11 protein-coding genes are annotated in these 18,279 nt (G+C 57.2%); 2 read left to right on the top strand and 9 right to left on the bottom strand.

The features are described from left to right. Positions 1-819: 819 nt before the first annotated feature. Together SH664x_RS11910 and SH664x_RS11905 are read right to left on the bottom strand one after the other, a co-directional pair. Positions 820-1,098, bottom strand: coding sequence for a hypothetical protein (locus tag SH664x_RS11910; protein ID WP_437201179.1), 279 nt, complete (start codon positions 1,096-1,098; stop codon positions 820-822). Positions 1,099-1,272: 174 nt separating this feature from the next. Further along, the gene (locus SH664x_RS11905) at positions 1,273-5,745 is read right to left on the bottom strand and encodes a C2 family cysteine protease (RefSeq protein WP_437201177.1); all 4,473 of its coding nucleotides are present in this window, start codon (positions 5,743-5,745) and stop codon (positions 1,273-1,275) included. Between the two features lie 782 nt (positions 5,746-6,527). Here SH664x_RS11905 and SH664x_RS11900 point away from each other — a divergent pair. Then, positions 6,528-6,695 (top strand): hypothetical protein, encoded by a 168-nt coding sequence (locus SH664x_RS11900; RefSeq protein WP_437201175.1) that lies wholly within the window; start codon positions 6,528-6,530, stop codon positions 6,693-6,695. 427 nt (positions 6,696-7,122) lie between these two features. Here SH664x_RS11900 and SH664x_RS11895 read toward each other — a convergent pair whose 3' ends face one another. From SH664x_RS11895 to SH664x_RS11865, 7 genes are all read right to left on the bottom strand, one after another. Further along, the gene (locus SH664x_RS11895; protein WP_437201173.1) at positions 7,123-8,091 is read right to left on the bottom strand and encodes an alpha/beta hydrolase fold domain-containing protein; all 969 of its coding nucleotides are present in this window, start codon (positions 8,089-8,091) and stop codon (positions 7,123-7,125) included. A 143-nt stretch (positions 8,092-8,234) separates the two neighbouring features. Next, on the bottom strand, positions 8,235-8,786 hold the full coding sequence (locus SH664x_RS11890) for a hypothetical protein (RefSeq protein WP_437201171.1): 552 nt from the start codon (positions 8,784-8,786) through the stop codon (positions 8,235-8,237). A 123-nt stretch (positions 8,787-8,909) separates the two neighbouring features. Continuing rightward, the gene (locus tag SH664x_RS11885) at positions 8,910-9,845 is read right to left on the bottom strand and encodes an SDR family oxidoreductase (protein WP_437201170.1); all 936 of its coding nucleotides are present in this window, start codon (positions 9,843-9,845) and stop codon (positions 8,910-8,912) included. 69 nt (positions 9,846-9,914) lie between these two features. After that, positions 9,915-13,082 (bottom strand): DUF6797 domain-containing protein, encoded by a 3,168-nt coding sequence (locus SH664x_RS11880; protein WP_437201168.1) that lies wholly within the window; start codon positions 13,080-13,082, stop codon positions 9,915-9,917. 269 nt (positions 13,083-13,351) lie between these two features. Beyond that, positions 13,352-14,797 (bottom strand): Gfo/Idh/MocA family protein, encoded by a 1,446-nt coding sequence (locus SH664x_RS11875; RefSeq protein ID WP_437201166.1) that lies wholly within the window; start codon positions 14,795-14,797, stop codon positions 13,352-13,354. 54 nt (positions 14,798-14,851) lie between these two features. Next, positions 14,852-16,522, bottom strand: a complete 1,671-nt coding sequence (locus SH664x_RS11870) for a LamG-like jellyroll fold domain-containing protein (RefSeq protein ID WP_437201164.1) — start codon at positions 16,520-16,522, stop codon at positions 14,852-14,854. A 224-nt stretch (positions 16,523-16,746) separates the two neighbouring features. Beyond that, a complete protein-coding gene (locus SH664x_RS11865) occupies positions 16,747-17,265 on the bottom strand; it encodes a sigma-70 family RNA polymerase sigma factor (RefSeq protein ID WP_437201162.1) in 519 nt (172 codons plus the stop codon). A gap of 499 nt (positions 17,266-17,764) precedes the next feature. Here SH664x_RS11865 and SH664x_RS11860 point away from each other — a divergent pair, with 499 nt between their 5' ends. Then, on the top strand, positions 17,765-18,046 hold the full coding sequence (locus SH664x_RS11860; RefSeq protein WP_437201161.1) for a CPCC family cysteine-rich protein: 282 nt from the start codon (positions 17,765-17,767) through the stop codon (positions 18,044-18,046). The last annotated feature ends 233 nt before the right edge of the window (positions 18,047-18,279 follow it).

Genomic DNA, 18,279 nt, shown 5'->3' with positions numbered 1-18,279 from the left:
TCACGCAGATTGGCTCTTATTCAGAGTCTTCCTTTCCCGGCTGACTTTTTCGAGGATATCTTCGGCTTTTTTTGTGCAGACAGCAGACAAGGATTTCGGCTTCACATTGTGATCGTCGATGGACGACCGGAGGGCTGCTTGCAGTGGCTCCACCCTTTGAAAGGCGCCGTTGCGAATCCGGTTCTGCGTGATGCACCGACACCACCGTTCCATCACATTCAGCCAGCAACTTCTGGTCGGGATGAGGATGGATGTGGAAGAGCTTGTGTGCCGCTTCAACCAGGTCCCGATCTTGGGATGTTTCGCAGCCCGTTGAAGTTGACAGGATTTTGACTTGTCGGGGTATGAATGGGCGTTGCGGGGTGGATTTCCAGTCGAGGGACTGGATCGACGCTTAAAGAGTTGTTTTTGCCGTCAGTGAGCGCAGCCAGCTTCTCAGAGCGGTCCAGAGCAGAATGCAGGTTCTCCAGAGTGCCAGCACAGCCCCGAGTCCGCCCTGCAGGTGTCTCGGCTTGCCGATGCCGAACGCTATGAGCAGCAGGAGGCCCAGGTTCCTCGCAGCGACGACGATCTGGTAGCGCTTGTTGACCTTCTCAAGACCTCGCAGCCAGGTGCGTCTCGCTCCGCCAGTATCACATTTCGCTGGGCGTTCACCACGCTTTCAATGAGTGTTCCCGCGTCACTCTGCGTCCCCTGGTACACGGTGGCGGAGAGAACGATTTCGTTCTCGAGGTCGACGACATGTTCGGCTTTGTAACCCAGATGGGTGCGGCCATCCTTCATCTTGATGATGCAGGCATCCGGATCGCTGGGAGATTCTCAGTCCTCGTTGGAAACCTTCTTCTTCCCGTGTTGCGAGTCGATCCCTTCGAAGTAACCCACCAGCAGCATGCGGAAGGACACACCCGGCGGTATCGACAGCCGGCCGGTTCTGGCGTAATAAGGCCCGCAGAGGTCTTCGAGAATCTTGTCGAACCCCGCCTGGGCAAGCACCTGGTTGAGCTTGTCATCAAAGACATGCCCCGGCCCTTTGGAAAGACTCGCTGTCGGAGTCCAGAACTCCTGTTGCCGCGACTCTTCCCGCTTCCCCAACCCCATCCCGGTCTCTCCCTGAGAAGTTCAAACCACAACCGCCCGCAGTCGATCAGAGGTGTCAAATACAGGAGTGAAATTCACCAGGCTGTTAACACCTCACAAAACCCCTGACACACGACCTGCTTTCAACGGGGCAACAAAAAAACAGTGCTCACGATCTGTTTTCAGCAAGCAAAGTCACTTCCCCACAACATCCACAATGGTGATGAGGAAGATTTTTTCATAACTCAGCCCCCCCGCATCGGTCACCTGGACTCGAATGGAGTATGCACTCCGCAATTCAAAATCAAAGATGGCATTCGTCTTGAGAGTTGTCCCGGTGACTGTGAAAAACGCGTTGTCAGCCGACCCTTCGCCAGAGACCAGCGTGAATCGAGGCGACTTACCATCGACATCAACCGCGGACAGGGATCCAATCGTCGTTCCGGATTTCGCATTTTCCTTGACTCCCGTCTTGGAGAGTTTGATATCCGTTGGGGCTTCATTCACATCGGTGATGGTAATGGAAAACGTCTTGTCGAGGAAAAGTCCTCCCTGATCCGACGTTCGAATGGTGATGCTGTATTTCTTCCTGGCCTCAAAGTCGAAAGCAGTATTCGCGATCAGTTGATTTCCCACGATCTTAAAGAAGGCATTGTCTTTGGAACTTCCTACGAGAGAATACGTGAATGTCTCGCCAGCATCTGGATCCGTGGTGGACAAGTTTCCAATGACAGCACCAATCGCATTCTGCTCGGCAATTGATGTTTTCGACAGGACTAAAGCTGTGGGCTTCTCATTGACGTCTGTTACATTGATCGTCAGCACTTCTTGAACAATCTGGCCTGACTTGTCCTTAACCTGGACTCGAATCGAGTATGTCCGCTTCTTTTCGAAGTCGAGCGGGTTCTTGGTTTTCAGTTGATCCTTACTGATGGTGAATTGACTGTTGTCTTCAGATCCCTCGCCGGAGATCAAAGTATAGGCCGGCGAAGTCAACACTCTTCCTGGAACAGTCAGGGTCGCAATCACTTTACCCTTCGCCGTACTTTCAGGGACCGAGATGACCCCAGGGAGAATGAGTGGAGAAGGTGTCACGCTGAACACGAGCGGGTTGCTGTCGCCACCAGACCCGTCCGTCAGGCTGACCGTGATGGACCGCGTTGCTCGAGAAAAGCTCTGAGCCTGGATGCTAAACTGCAAACTCCGCAACACGACTTCCACTAAAATCCGCGTCGCATTTTCATTGAATTCGATACTTAATGGACTTGTCGCTGAACCGATGCTGATAACGTGGCCAATCTCCACAGAATTCACAGTGAGCAAGCCATCCTGGCTCACCTGCACTCCCAGGGTCGGAGAAAGACTCAGTCTGTCAGTACTTCCCGGACTGGCCGTAATCGCAACCGAAAGAATGCCTCCCAGAAACGAGCGGTTGTCCTGGTCCGTCAGCTCGATGCCTAACCCCAGCAGCAGCTGCTCCCCACTGAAATAGGAAAATGTAGTTGTGGTCGTCGAGAGAGTGGGCGCCTCATTGAGATCGGTGAGGTTCACGGTGAGTGTCGTCACGGCAGTCTTCTTGACAGGAACGACCACAGGCGAAACAGACGTCACCAGGACCGAAACAGGAATACGTGGGTCCCTTTCATAGTCCAGAACACTGCCGGGCTTAACTCGCACCTGGCCGGTCGTCGCCTCGATGACAAACGGACTGTCCCCCAGAATTTCGTAGGTCAACGTGCTGCCAGGATTATAGTCGAATCCCTGGACGGTCCCGACGAGGGTCCCCGCCACACTATTCTCCGGCAGTGTGAACGACGTCATACCGCTAAAGGCTGGAGCAAAATCGACCGTCCATCTCCTGGAGAAATACTCCGAGATCGGAGAAGAGCTGAGCTGAGAATGGTTCCAGAATGCGGTAATCTCTCCACTTTCACGAAACTTGAGTTCCTTGAGAAATTGATTGCCCTCCACAGTACTGGGGAGCGCAAACTCGGGCCCCACTTTGAGTCCATTGCCGTCAAAGACTTGGGCAAAGGCACCATAATCGTTGACTGCACCTCCAACTGGCTTGTTGTTGTTGTCCCAGCCCACCACCATCCATCCTGACGAGTGAAAGGCAATCCGTGGTCGGAAGAAACTTCCGCTACGAAACGTGCTGGCGCGGACAACGCCCCCCGTCGCCTCGCCAGAGGCATTGTAATTCTGCAGAAAAATGCCCAATGACTCAGCGTCGGCAGACACGGATTGTGGCCACGCGATTGTAAATTCACCGTTCTCGCGGATCGCCGATCCGATTTCAGTGTCGGCCTGAGCCCAATTCGCAACGACAAACTCCCCTCCGGCCGTTTGCCCATAGCCTGTCACGCGACGTGCGATCACCTTGTTCTGATCGAAATCAGACCAGGCAATCACCCCCTCCCCCTTGCTGTTCATGGCCAGCGTCGGGTATTTCTGCATGGAAGCGGTATGCCCATTGACACGCCAGGCAGCCTTTTTCACAGTCAGATCACGAGCAACGGATAAGGCATAGATGTCTTCTTGGAAATAGCCTCCTTTATGGAATGCGATCATCATATTGCCGGTGGCGTCACTGACCGCTTCAATCCGCTCAATGACTTCATCAGTCTTCGGCCCTGCATAGACTTTTCCACTCGCTACGACTGCCAGCGTGTCTGACAGGGTGACTGCATAGAGATCGTTGCCACTTTGGAAAATAATGGCAGACGTCCCGTTCGCATTCGCCACAAACTTCCACAGTCCTGGAGCAAGCCCCAGGTTATGGACTCCGCGGGAGACACCTTCGGAATTGTATTTGGCAATGTTTAAAAACGAGACAAACTGCGGATTTGGTGCCGGACTCACCTGGATCTTTTGCAGCAGGAGATAATAGGAGTTTCCCGCGTCATCCTGGGTCCGGTCAAGCACCTCCATCCCGCTCAGGGGGGAGGGGACTCGAGTCTGAGTCTGGTTGGTCACCGCAACCGGGGTGACAAAGTCTCCCGGTGTTGTCGTGACGGACACGGCCCGGGTCGCACTCCAGAACTCATCGGTGTACGAATAGCGGACTGCTCTCGTAAAAAAGGTCTGGCTCCCATAAGACAGTCCACCGACATAACCTGACCAGGCCCAGTCAGTGCCGGATTGGAGACCGTTGCCCAGGAAGACATCAATTTGCGGATTGAAACTGCCGTTGTTGTCTGCGTCCCGCCAGAACTCGACGTGGTCAATTTTCCCGGTAATTGTGGAAACCCCCTTCGCGGTGAGCGTCAGTCGCTCGGAGCCGTCCTGCTTGATCGAGCCGGGAGATACCTGCAATGAGGTAATGACCGGCTTGGCGGAAACGACCTTCACCAGGAAGGCGACCGTCGCCGCATCTTTGCCATTTGTGTCGGCTTTTACACGAACCGTAAAACTTTTCCCCGCCGTTGTGGCCGGTGGTTCCCAGGAAAAGACACCGGTTTGCGGATGAACCGAGCCGAGTTTGGAAAGCAGCGTGTAGTAAACAAATCTTCCCTCGGGGTCGACTGCCTTCAGGTTCACTTTGAGTGTCTGGCCTTCAAAGACTGTGAAGGTCCCCAGATTTGGGGTCGTGAACTTCACCAGCTGATTGATAGGCAGCGGCGAGTTAATGTCCGGGCCTGTGTAATTAGCGATCGTGGTATGATCGAAACTCTCGGAGAAGACGCTCCACGGAACTCGCAAGAGACCATCGTTTGCGCCATCGAGACCGGTTCCCCACTTATCCCTTTCCACATCAGAAATCTTTCCATCTCCATTGGCATCGAACTGTTGGAGCTCGGCATCGATTCCCCAAGGGTTTCTGAGAGAAATGTATGTCTTTTTCAGATCACCGTTGCTTGGGATTTCGATCCCGATAACGGTGTAGGCATGATTCGCAACGATTCCGTTCGCCCCGTTGAGATACCGCGAGGTTGAATCCTTGGTCCCGACAACGACAGGCGAGCCCGCTTGGAGGGCGCTTCGGATCTGTTTCGCTTGATCCAACTTGCCATTCACAGTAACTGTCGTCGAATTGACCCCATACAACACTCCCAAGGCCGTTTCAGCAGAGCGGTAGTTCAGTTTCGTCGCAGCGCAAAGGTCAAGGTAAGCCCGTTGAAATATCGCGGGCCAGATCTCATTGCCGTCCCCTGGCCGTAGATCTTTCTCGTCTAGTCCCCCGGTGATTGAAACCTGCTGGTTCCGAGAAACCCATTGGCCTTGAGAGTTCTGGCTGTACAGCGCTACCTGGTAGGTGACTGTTTTTCCGATTGTCGTCAGAATGGAGATCCGGCTCGCCAGCGGCAAGGGAGTGCGCGCCGCTGCCGAAAGCGAGGAAGCAAAGGCGCATGTGTCGAGAAATCCCTGGATCACATCTGTGTAATCGTCGTTTCTCTTGTCTCCAATTCCGCCTGAGGTCAAGAAAGCTCCAACAACCTCGACCGGGGTATCTGCTTGATCTTCCTCCTTGTCTTCCGGCCATTCAGTGTTTGTGCCGAGCCCTCGCGAGGGTGTTCCCAGGCTGCCCATCGCAGAAAGCAAGACTCGAGATTCAAGCGATTCCGTAGCCCATCGGCCCTCCGCCGAAATGTGGCTTCGACGACGCCGAGCGGCACACTGCAGGTTTCGCAGCCAAACCAGACCATCGAGCCAGAGGAAGCTTGCCATCAGACGATTCCCAGAGTAATGAACAGGCGCGCACGCCTGGCGCGGAGGCCTTGGTGCTACATGTGAAAACGGTGGGCAGGCGTATCGCCCCCCACATCCCGACGCAATGTTGCCCGTGCGAACAGGGATTGGCCCAGCCCTGCGATCAATTTCCAACCGGTACGCTGATACGGTGGAAAGCCCGCGAGTAAAAGTTGTCCGGCCCGTTACAGAACTTCAACGTGAAACTACTGGATCGCCGGACAGGAAACAATTCCGATTCTGGGGGAATTAGCAAAGTCACGTGGCGGGGAAAGTGGCGGGTGTTCAATGCTGGGTGAGTGCGAAACGGCCTGGAGACGACTTCCGCCAGCGCCCCTGATCAGTCGCGGAGCGGTCGGCAGCGAAAGATGTTCATCAAGGTGTCAGTCTGTGTGCCGGCGGGATCGCTAATTCCGAGTGGTTTGTCAGTGAGCTGGGGACCCGGCAACAACAAGGCCGAAGCAGCAGACGTGCTGGTCCCAGCCAGCGAAGTCCACCCGCCGCAGAAGCTGTTTGCCTCTGCCCAGTTACGACGCCGAATGGGTGCATCGCTATTTCGGAAGGATCGACACGTGGAGTGTGTCACCAAACCTGCAGGCCTCGAATGATCCGAAATTTGCGGAGTACGAGGTGGATTTCGTGGGACGGTCTCCCGATCCCCCCGAGCATGCCCTGGTGCTGTTCTGTGACGAGACAAGCCGGCTTCAAGCCTTGGACCGCATGCAGAAAAGCCTGCCGTTTGATCCTGGACGCCGAAGACAGTGACACACGATTACAAACGGAACGGAACGACCACTCTGTTAGCAGCAATGGAACTGGCGGAAGGGAAGATCATTGCCGACTGCATGCCACGTCGTCGCCCTGAGGAGTGGATCAAGGTCTTCAAGCAGCTTGGCGCCAGACACCTGCTGACCTCGATCTGCATCTGATCGTTGATCACGACGTCACCCCTCACAGCCTGGTGAATTTCACTCCTGTGTTTGACACCTCTGATCGACTGCTGGCGGTTGTGGATTGAACGGACCGGTCGGATGTCAATACCGCCGGGTGTGTCCTTCCGCATGCGGGCACTCTGGAGAACCTGCATTCTGCTCTGGACCGTCCTGAGGATCGCTCTGTCTTCACCGACAGTGAGAACCGCACTTCAAGGACCATTCCCGTCCCTCGACTGGAAATCACCCCGCAACGCCCATTCATTCCCCGACAAGTCAAAATCCTGTCAACTTCAACGGGCTGTGAGTACGGGTTCCCCGCGCGAGTCCCCCCTCCGGGGCGGCGTCGTATGATAAACGCTCGCTCTTGCGGAGCCTGTTCTGCTTCATCAAGGCTCCAAAACGCATCCGTAAGGAGCCCCGATCACCGGGAATGTACAGAACCCGAGTTGCGGAGTTTGTCCACAAGAAACATTTCAAGGGTGTCAGACTTTTCTTTGTCTGAGCCCGGGTATCTCAGATGCGATTCGAGCCCCAGTTCATCCATTTTTGACTTTAATGCCAGACCGAATGCGACGTGGTGAACTTTCCAGCTGCGTGCCTCGTTCCGATCGGCCGGGGGCTGGTCTTCGGGACTCATATTGTAGCGCATCCAGATGGGTGGATCGTCTTGTGAAATCAGATTCAAGGCGGACGCCTCCTGGATCAGCTCCGGAAAATCTTCCCAGCTGCAGCCCCAGCGACCGTCTGCATGGTTATCTCCGGTCTTCCCCTGATTCCCACTCCACCCCGGAATATTGGCAACCCACCACGCAGTGTCTAATGTCGTCTGGCCAGCAGTTGTCGCGACGCAAGTGAGGCGAGTGGATTCTCGTTCGACCGGATCTGCACTCTCCGAATTCGCCATCTCGTCGTGAAATGCGAGGTACATACAGGCCACCGCACCGGCTGAGCTTCCGAATGCTCCAATACGTGATCGGTCGATATTCCATTCTTCGGCATGCGCCCGCACAAACTGCAACGCCCGACGGCAGTCGTGCAACGCGGCCGGCAGAGCCGCCTGCTGATAATAGCGATAGTTTACCGCCACGACTGAGATGCCGGAGTCAAGCAGCCTCTTGAGCGTCCCTGGTTGAATTCCCTCTTTGCTCCCCACCGCAAACCCGCCACCGTGGATGAAGATGACTACCGGCGTGGGCTGCTCCGACTCTGCATTCCAGAAGTCGAGGACGTTCCGCTCATGCGGCCCATAGGAAACATTCGCCAAAGTCGGCCCGGGTTTGGCGCTTTGAGCCTGCACATCGGAGAGACGGGAGAGAGCGACCACAACGGCGAGGAAGTAATAAGGCAACACTTTCCGGTGCCAGCTTCCGCCGGTCTTGTCATGAGTCATTGCGGTGCTCCGGTCTCAGTGACTCCCGACGAGAAGTGTCGGCGCGATATCGATGAGACCCATGTGTGTTTCGGCAGGGCAGGTACAATTCAGACGAACGTGAGAGTTTCTCCCATCCATTGCGTCATTTCAATTGATGCGGCTTATCGGGTAGCCATTCCCGACCATTGAGACTCCCAAACACGATGGATCACAAAATGGGGAGCAGACCCGTCGTTGCCCGGTCTCAGACTCAGCGCCAGGCTGCCGGGCAGTAGTGATCCGCCCAGCACACACACCGAGACCTTGATGAACTTCTTCCGCTGGCAACCGCTGCGCGACCGATCATGCGCACTGTCCGACGTCGTCTTCCGGCCGGTCGAGTTAATCACAGCCTCTCTGACCGCCGGATGGAACGGCCGCTCCAGCTCCAGCAGCAGACAAGCCCCAATCTGCAGGATGTCGCTGCGGACTTCATACTTCTTGAGCGCAGAGTCGTGCGGCAATCGCGGCAGCCCCCAACCGTTTCTGCACCTCACTTGAGGCTTCCAGAAACTCAATCCACCCGCGCGATTCGTGGTCTGCAAATGGGCCCGCAGCACCAGGCAGGAGCTGGGCTGTGCCCGGGTGAACGTGCAGGAACTGTTCTTGTGCGAGGATGGCTCGACATCCTTGCGGGCTGTCCGCAGCGACAACGAAGCAAGGTCAAGGTGCATGTGTGGACGGGTCTGGCACTGTTCCGACTTGGAGCGTCACCAACGCCCGGCTTCAAGAGATCATTTCAACAGAGCAGTGCGTCGGCTGGCCGAACCCGGCGGGGACTTGATTCAGGCGTCCCGTCACAGTGCTGTCATCTCCGCGAGCAGTTGCGGTAACGCGTCCAGAGCGTTCGGCCATGTCAGCTGCAGGTTCAACTGCTCCCGGATGCGACGACTGTCGCAGCGTTTATTGACCGGCGATTCCGCCGCTTCCGCGAACCGGGGCGGGGGAGCCTGCACTGCCGCTGCAAGAGCCTCATAAAACTCGCGACGACGCAGCGGCCGTTCATCGCTGAGGAGATACAGGTCCTCCGCGGACGGGGCAGCGGCGAGTTTCCAGATGGCCTGCGCGGCATCGTCAACATGAATCAGGTTCAGCCAGGCGTCGGGGTTCGCCCCCTGTGGAATCCCCTGCCGAAGCTGATCGATGCGGCCAATCAGGCGTCCCGGTCCATAAATTCCCGAAAGCCTGAGAATCGTCGCCCGATTCGAAGAGACCGAATTGCCCACGGGATAGAATTCTCGCACGACCTGCTCGGCCGCGAGGCAAATCTGCCCCCCTTCGGTCGTGGGGGTACACGCCGAGTCCTCGTTGACAAGTTCCCCCTGCTCCTGTCCATAGACGCTGCTGCTGGAGATATAGATCAACCGGGGGAGCTTCGTTGTTCCGGAAGATGCTTCGCGTGAACGATACTCTGTCAGCACATGTCGCAAGCCGTCGAGATAGACAGCGTGCTTGCTGTGTGGACTGTTGCGGTCGTGGCCGACGGCATACAGGCAGAGATCGCAGTCGGGGAGCTGCCGGAGTGAATCAGGCTGCATGAGGTCCCCGAGCACCGGCTCAATTCCGGTCCTCTCCCATTCCCGGGCGCGATCGGGAGAACGGGTCAGTGCGCTGACCCGATGGGTACCCGTCCAGCCTCGGGCTGCACGCAATCCAAGATATCCGCAGCCGATAATCTGGACGTGCATGAGAGTCAGCGAGGAGCGAGACGGATCGAGGACTTGAGAAATCATTGCTCCGCCTCCCTGACGGTGGTTCCGGCAAAGGGGAGGCAGGGCGTACAGGATTTTGCCGATTCTCTACTACTTCTTATTCTTACGAACCTGCAGGATGCCGTGCATCACTGTGGAATGTCCGGGGAAGGTACAGACATAAGGATAATCGCCCGGCGTTGTCGGGAGGGTGAAGTAGATGTTCGACTTCTTACCCGGATCGGTGATGTCTGCGTAGACCACAACGTCCCCCGTCTTCGGGATGTACTGCTTGGGATAGGCATCGGGATCACTGGTCATCAGGGCCGCGAGATTGCTGATCGACTCAAGCTTGCCTGGTTTGATGAGCACCCAGTTGTGCGGCACCACGTCGGCGTTGTCAAAGCTGATCTGCAGGGTCTCGCCCGCTTCAGCCTTCAGAACACGGGGTTCAAACTGCAGGTTTCCCGCCGCTTTGACAGAGACTTTGCGGGCCTCCTTTCCTTTGATCGCCTTCTTCCAGGGATTTTGCACCTTCTTTCCCTCATAAGCCATGTCGGCCAGAATCGGATGCGGACGAACTGTCTTGGCGATGGGCGTGTAGCCGCTGAACCCGGTGAACGGCTGATCGAGCTTGTGCACGGTCAGGAACAGATCCTGAGGGTCCTGATCATCAATCCGCAGCCTTAACTGGAGCTGGTTCACCGGCTGCAGCTCCGGAATTTCCAGAAACAGAGACTTCCCCCCACTCAGGACATGTGCCGAAGTGATTTTCAGAGGATCATGTCCCGGAGTATTGGGCTGTGAGGGGGAAAACTCCGGCGAGCCGTAGGAGGCGCTGTAGCGGTAGTTCCAGCACTGGGCAAAGTGATTGGCGACATCTTCTGCGATCTGGCTGTTCAGCTCACTGGAGAAATCAACACGGACTCCGTTCTGGAAGACGTGAAAGCCAACCGGCAGCTGGACGTCATCACCGGTGTAACGAACCCGGGCCAGACAGCCGTCCAGCACGGTGAATGCTCCCCAACCTCCCTGGCCGACGGCGTACAGCTGGCCATCGTGAGGGTTGAATTTTCCACGATGAACTCCCGAGAGGAAATCGCCGTACATCGGGACCACCGCTCCCTGACGCTGGCCGTCGACTTCATCGACCAAGATCATGTGATACCGGCAGGCACCGAACGAGAAGTGCAGCAACTGTCCCTGCAGCGGTCCCCAGCGGTCGCTGTCGACAACGGTCTGTCCGCCACTGGAGTTATCCAGTCCTCGCGGCAGGTAAACGAGTGGAAGCTCGGGAGGCTGCTTGTCGCGCGGGCCCCCGAAGCCGAAATGCAGGACCGGTGACTGGGCGTCTTTGGGCATCTTGTCGGGTGCGACGGCACAGATCATCGAGGCCGGAGTCCAGTTTCCCTGCGAGCACGGGGTCGTGACCGTTCCGTCCGTCATCACCCCCACGCCGTCAGGATTACGGAGCCCCTTACCGATGACGGTCACTTCCTTGCCATTGGGCGAAATCTTCAGCAATCCCTGATTGCCGGAGACGGTGTAAAAATTCCCCTGGGCATCCCGTTCGAGACCGCAGATGAAGTCGTGACCGAAAGTCGACGTCACGTAGCTATTGCAGAAACACTCGTGGAAGTCGTATTCGCCATCGCCGTTCAAATCGTGCAGCCGGGTGATCTGGTCGCGACCGATCACGAATACGCCATCGTGATCGGCAACGATTCCCAGAGCCTGAAACATCCCCGATGCGACCTTGCGCCAGCGGACTTCCCGCGACGGGTAAGCGAACCCTTCAGCCCGCCACACATCTCCCTGCATGGTGCAGACGAGTGCGGCTCCATCCTGCAGGAACGCGACTCCCCCTCCAAACATCAGATCCTTGTGAGGATTCTCGAACGGGAAGGGGATGTTATCCACGGCGTAGGGGCGGGCGGTGTCCAGTTCAATTGGACAGGTGATGACATCCGGCCAGAACGCAGCTCCTCCCTGAGTCAGGTGGCGCAGTGGGTGTTCAGAGGCTGGTGCCAGAAAACGCTGGAACTCTCCCCCTTCGGACCACGGGGAATCGAGGTAGTCGACATCGCCGATGCGATAGGAGAACAGAATTCGATCTCCGTGGCGGTAGTAGCCGTGATAGACAAACGGTTCCGTCGGAGAAGTCCCCTCCGGGCGGGGAAGCAGCTTGCCTTTTGCTCTCAGCCCCCCCATCAGGCCATGGCGTTCGGCCGCGAGTTTCAGAAACTCACCCGACCAGAGTGCTTCGTAGCAGAGTGTTTGCGGATTGAAGCAAACCCCCATGTCCCCTTTCTCGCCCAGCCGGACGCAGACGGCGCGGGGAATTTCGAGGGATTCTTCCCGGTAGACCCCTGCGAGTACCGGCCGGATGTCGGTTTCATCCCAACGGGAATCGACTTCGTTATAGACTTCGCGGTAGTGGACCTTGCTCGTGCCGTGCTCCAGTCCCGGCCATTCCTGCAGCAACGGCGGAACAGGATTCTTCCGGTAAAAGTAATCCGCCTGCTTCTCGTAGAAGTCGTAGAGCCGATAGGCGTTCACCGGTGCGGTATGGTGCGGCCACTTTTCAGGTTGAATGGGACCCGCTTTGAACTCGAATTTCGTCGGGCCCCGCGCATGGGCAGTGGCCTTCAGAAACAGGTCGTTGGCTTTCGCCAGCGGAAAACTCTGAGGGCCTCCCAGATGCGTCAGGAAGGCGATCAGATCGGTCTGCTCCTCCGCCGACATCCCAGACATCAGCCCCTCGGGCATCAGGGTTTCACCAGAGGTGTGGGCGTCGATGTCATCGACGGGGATGGTCTGGGTTTCGCCCGTTGCCGGGTTACGCAGCACGAGTTTCTTCTTGGTTTCTTCCTTCAAAAAACCCTGATACACCTGTCCTTCGGTGGTGACGACGCGATGGACCGCGAACTCTTTTTCGATCTGCCGCTTGGGCCAGAGGAGCGACTCGACGATGTACGCTGGCTGCCGCTTCTCTGCCAGCTTCGTCAGTTCCGGTCCGATCTTTCCTCCATGTTCCCCAACCTGATGGCAGGAGATGCAGGCAAACTTCGCGGAAGCAAACACCGCTGCCCCTCGTTCCGGATCCCCTTTGGCGGAATCCGTAACCAGTCTGGTCACCAGCTCTTCGGAATAAGCCGGAGCCGCCGGGAGTGTGCCCGTTTGCGGCAAGGTGTCTTCTGCAACGGCAGCGACGGAGTACCCGTGCCAAGCTAACAAAAATCCCATCAACGCAGTGCAGGTCTTCTTGAGGGACATCATGACTTGCAGATCCTTGGCAGCTTGCGAGGCGGTCGTTGCGGGGGGGAAAGTGGCTGGAACGTATTAATAGAGAATCAGGCAGGATTTCATTCTGGTGGATACGAGCAATAAAAATCAACTGATGCTTATGTTGGCCTGATCAAGCGATTATGGGGCCGCACCGATTCCGGAGGGGGGAGCGAACTCCATCGGCTGGAATGAAAATGGCAGCGCTTCGAGAGTTGAAGCGCTGCCATGAAATCGCGGGTTTCCGACACAAGGGGGCTGTTCTAGACGTTCTCGGGAACCGTGTAAGGAGCCCGGTAATCGCGCCGCAACAGGGCATTGGCCGCCGGTGACTGCGGGAACTTTTCAGACTGGGGATCAAACTGCAAGGCGGCCCCCAGTTCAATTTTCAATCCGTCGACCGGAAGATTGTTAGCGGCGAGGTGCTCGGCCATGCGGCGTCCGGAATCACCGAACACGACATCGGATTGAATCCGTTCCAGAGCCAGACCGAAGGGAACTTCTTCGCCAATCCGCTGCGAAATGTTTCCCAGGTGACACAGGCTCGACGACAGATGTCCCTGCGACAGATTGCAGTTCAATTCCGCTTCGTTCCGAGAACGAACTGCGTTGATGAAATTCTGCCGGTGGAACTGGCGACCTGCATCAGCCCCCAGATCTCCCTTGATGTTCCGGATGGGCTGACCTGACTTGTCGAAGACGGTCCCTTGATCGAACCCGACGTAGCTCCCCTCTTCGCAGTCGACGACAATGCCGACGCCCAGATCGCGATACTTCGTGTTCAGTTTAGTTCCGGCACGCTCGGGCAGATTCCGGATTTCCATCACGATCGGGGCCGGCTCGTAGCCGTAGTGAATGATGTGCGTGTTGGGAGTCACGCCGTTGTCATCCCAGTCATAGCGTCCCCCCATGCTCCAGACACTGCGGGGAAATTCGGTCACGCCCAAAACGGTGCGGGCCAGATCGAGGAGATGCGGGCCGTTGTTTCCGAGCTCCCCGTTTCCGATGTCCCAGAACCAGTGCCAGTCGTAGTGGTAACGTTGACGCCAGATTTCCAGCGGCGCGGGTCCTGACCAGAGATCGTGGTTGACGGTGGCCGGCGGGGCCTGTGGAGTGAGCACCTTGCCGATCGGTTCCCGACGCGAGTAGTACAGTGCCCGCACCGACTGGATCTTCCCCAAGGCTCCTTCCCGCAGTTCGCGGAACCAGTCCTGCATGTAGCCGAGGCTGCGACGCTGAATCCCGACCTGCACAATGCGATTGTACTTCTCGGCCGCTTGCATCATCTGCCCTGCTTCCCAGATGTTCTGGGAACAGGGCTTTTCCACGTAGACATCTTTGCCCGCCTGGCAGGCCCAGATGGTGGCCAGCGCGTGCCAGTGATTCGGAATCGCGAGCACCACCGCATCGACGTCGGGGGCGTCGAACACCGCCCGGAGGTCGCTGTATTTTTTGATGGGGCCGTGTTCCTTCTCGAAATCCGCAGCCCGCGCGTCGAGCACTGCCGAATCGACATCGCACACCCCAACCACCCGGACACCCGGGATCGTCGGAAATCCCTTGAGGTGGGTTCGGCCAATGCCGTTCACGCCGATGATCGCAACGCGGATCTCATCGTTGGCTCCCAGCACCCGAGACCAGGGTCGCAAGGCGACTGTCGCGGTGGAGGCTGCCAGAAATCCGCGACGATTCAACTTCAGACTGCTCATGCTTCAAATTCTCCGGACGGATCTCGGGACAGCGATGTCAGAAACAGGTTTCCGCTATCGGCTGGCCAGTTTTCCTTTAACGAGTTCGTAGTGATGCAAAATCTCTTCTGGCGACAACGCCCGCTTGTAGATGGCGATCTCATCCATCGAACCCTCAAACTGCCGCGCAGTCCGCAGGTTGTCGATCTCTCCGATACAGAGCTGATACAGATCCTCGTCGCAGCCGATGGGACCGTCGATGCGGCGGATTTCCTGGCCGTTGACGGACAGGCTCAGGTAGTCCGGTGTTTTAACCGTGACGATGTGGCTCCACTGCCCGGGCGAGCAGGTTTCCCGGTCAAAGAGGTTGATTCCCTGACTCGGCAAACGCCCCGGCGGATGTCGATGCAGAAAACGTAATGCTCCGGGAGGGTGAATCAGGGGTGTATCAATCGCAATCTCAATCGCATTCAGATGATTCCGGGACCAGTCATGCGTCAGCACATTCACCATGGTTCCGAAGTGCAGGCGATCCGGACAGGTCCACAGTTCCAGTGTGAATGAGCTTTCATTCCATTTTTCCAGACCTTCATCAATCGAGAAGTAGCGTGGCACATCGATGGTACTGTAGGTGGAAATCCCACCCTCGACGGTGATTCCCGGATGCGTGGGATGATCGTGGAGAACGGCGGGAAACCGGGAACCCATCTCGTTCGGGACTTTACCGTCGATCAATTCTTCGAAACGCCAGTACGCAAACGGTGCTGACGATTTCACGGCGTCAACATAGGCCTGCGAAATCGGCAAGGGGGGAGGAGGACGCCGGGAAATTTTAAGTTGTGGCACTTCAATTTTGGCAATGGAGTCCAAAGTTCCCTCACGGGTCGCCACCTGAACAAACTGACGCTCGCTCACCCGTTCACTGCGGATCGTGCTGCCGTCGTGTCCCAGCAGTGAAACTTCGACTTCCCCTTCCGTCACGCCGACGTCACTCCGTCCTTCATCGTTGACCGTCAGCGTGAACTCTGTCCCCAGATCAACGACCGCCGCATCGGGCGCCTTCACGACAAACCCTTTTGCCGTCTTCGGCACACGAGTCGCCGCCCGTCCTGAATGAAGCTTGATCTCTTTGCTGGAGTTAATGTCGAACACGGCCGGTCCGGCGAACAGCACCTGAGCCCCATTCACAAACTCGAGCTGCAGTTCTCCCTCAGACAGATGGATGGTTCCGGAACTGAGTCGCTGCCCCGGAGAGAAGACCGATGGGCCCTGGGCTCCATTCTCTGACTGACTGGAATACGTCACGATCGCGAGCGTTTCTCCGCGGCGATCCGCGGGGAGAGCGGCAAGCGAATTCTGAGTCGGAGCCGGAGCGGCAGGCTCGTTCTCACTCTCTTTTAAGAGACTCGGTGCGACGTCGGGCGCGGCGGCGAGGCGTCCCGAGGACTGCAAACCCGCGCCAATGGCTGCGCCGATCAGGAGGCAAGCGGCCACCGAAGCGATGAGCAGCACGAGCCGCCGCAGTCGATTTCGCCTGCGCGTGGGAATGCTGATCGCAGACTGAATATGCATCTCTTCATAAAGAGAGGCTTCGAGTCCCATGTGCAGGACGTAGCGGTTACGGAAACCTTCGTCGGCCAAAAGTCGCGACTGCAGCGCAGCAAACTCCTCCGGCCCAACCCTTCCGTCCGCCACGCGACGAAACAGCTCCCGCTCCTGAGCTTCGTTCAGAGATGAAAACTCCATAGTCTGCTTACAGTCTTTTTTGACCAATGAGAAGAACCCACCTGCTAACGGTCCGCTGCTGCGAAACTTTTCTCGCGATTTTGCCTCCGCGAAGTTTTTGAAGCTCCGCTGAGACCCCGTTAACACAACTCATTACGAATTCTAACGCCGCATCCCCTTTGCAGGGCCACCGGAATTGGGGAATCTGCCGACTCCGGGGAGACGGCAGACCTTTTCCAGGACGGCTAGCTCAGCTCAGCTTTCATCCGTTGCTTGACACATTTCGCGACGAGTTCCCGAATCCGGTCCAGCCGCCGATATAACGCCTTGACCGTTTTGCCGGTTTCGTTGGCCAGTGAGGCAATCGATTCCGAGTCACAGTACCGCCGCTGTAACAGCAGGAGTCCCCGCGAATCGACCTCCGCCAGACACTGCTTCAAGGCCATGTGCTGAGCATCGAGGATGGAGTCCAGATTGTCCTGCGTATCTTTCAGCGAAGCCATCACCTCTTCGTTGAAGACCAACCGGCTGCGGGCATTGTCCTTGCGAAAATTCAGAACCTCCAGGTACGCGAAGCGAGTCGCCCAGGGGAGGAAATCCCGGTTCCTGTCGTATTCCGGGAATTTTTCCCACAAGGCGATCGCTGTCCTCTGCAGGACCTCTTCGGCATCGTCCCGTCGCGGTACAAACGTCATGATATAGCGCAGCATCGCGCGATCATTCCGCAGCAGCAACTGAGAAAACTCCAACCCACTCTTGTCCACGCCGAAAAATCCCTGCTGGGAGCAACCACTCCACCTCAGTGAGACCGCGACTGGTCATGTCCTCCGGATTCGTCCGGAATTCCCCGCAAAAAATGCACAAATCACGCACAAGTGCTCGCGTGCGAGGACCCTGCAATTCATTATTACCGGCCCCCTGCGAAGGGCCTGCAATTTTCCGGATTTGGCAGCCCTGTTCACACGGAATGGTTTTTCGCGGCCCAGTTCCCGGACAAGGCGCGAGGGAAAACCTTCCGTTGGGGGTGGGGCAGATCGCCGCGCGGCAGCACTCGTCTCAGGGAAACTTCAAAAAGTCCGACCGATGGCGGGTGTCCGATGGGAGTGGGAATCAGGCGGTGAACCCTTTGCGGCTGCGAATCCTCGGGAGCCCGGGAGCCGGAGAAGCCTGCCGGGTTTCGATCGGACGCTTGAATTCTGTCGGCCTGAAATGGAGGCTGAACGGTGTGAGGCTGCCGAACCGGCCCATGACCGGAGTGTCGCCGTGAGCTACCCCTGCCCCTGTTGCAACTCCTTGACTCTCAGTCAACCTGCTCCGGGAACGTTTGAGATCTGTCCCATCTGCTTCTGGGAAGACGATCCGGTGCAGTTCCAGGATCCGAACTCTCCAGGTGGGGCGAATGAGGTCTCACTTGTTGAAGCGAGAATGAACTTCATTTCGCTGGGGGCAATCGACGCCCGAACGCTCCGGTTCGTAAGAAGGCCGGCGTCAGACGAGAGGCCCGGGCAAAGTCCGCCGGAAATGCGGCTGGGTGACAGCGACTGAGTTCCATCTGCTAGGGCAGGTGCGCGTCTTCCACCCACGTCCGCTGCGGGAGCAGGAATGTCGCGGGCAAGATCGTCTCAACTGCGCTCTTCAAGAGTCACGTCAGTACGGAGTCAAGCTGAAAAACTGTGCCGTGTCCGTGACGAGGCGTGCAGGTTTCGTGCCGCGGTGTTGAAATGTTAGTGGTTTGGCAATTTGGAAATTATTTTTCCAAAAAGGAGGCGAAGACGTCA

The organism is Planctomicrobium aquicomposti, assembly GCF_051466325.1.
GTDB lineage: Bacteria > Planctomycetota > Planctomycetia > Planctomycetales > Planctomycetaceae > Planctomicrobium.
The sequence above is the reverse complement of the archived record's forward strand: the minus strand, read 5'-3'. Positions and strand labels throughout refer to the sequence as shown.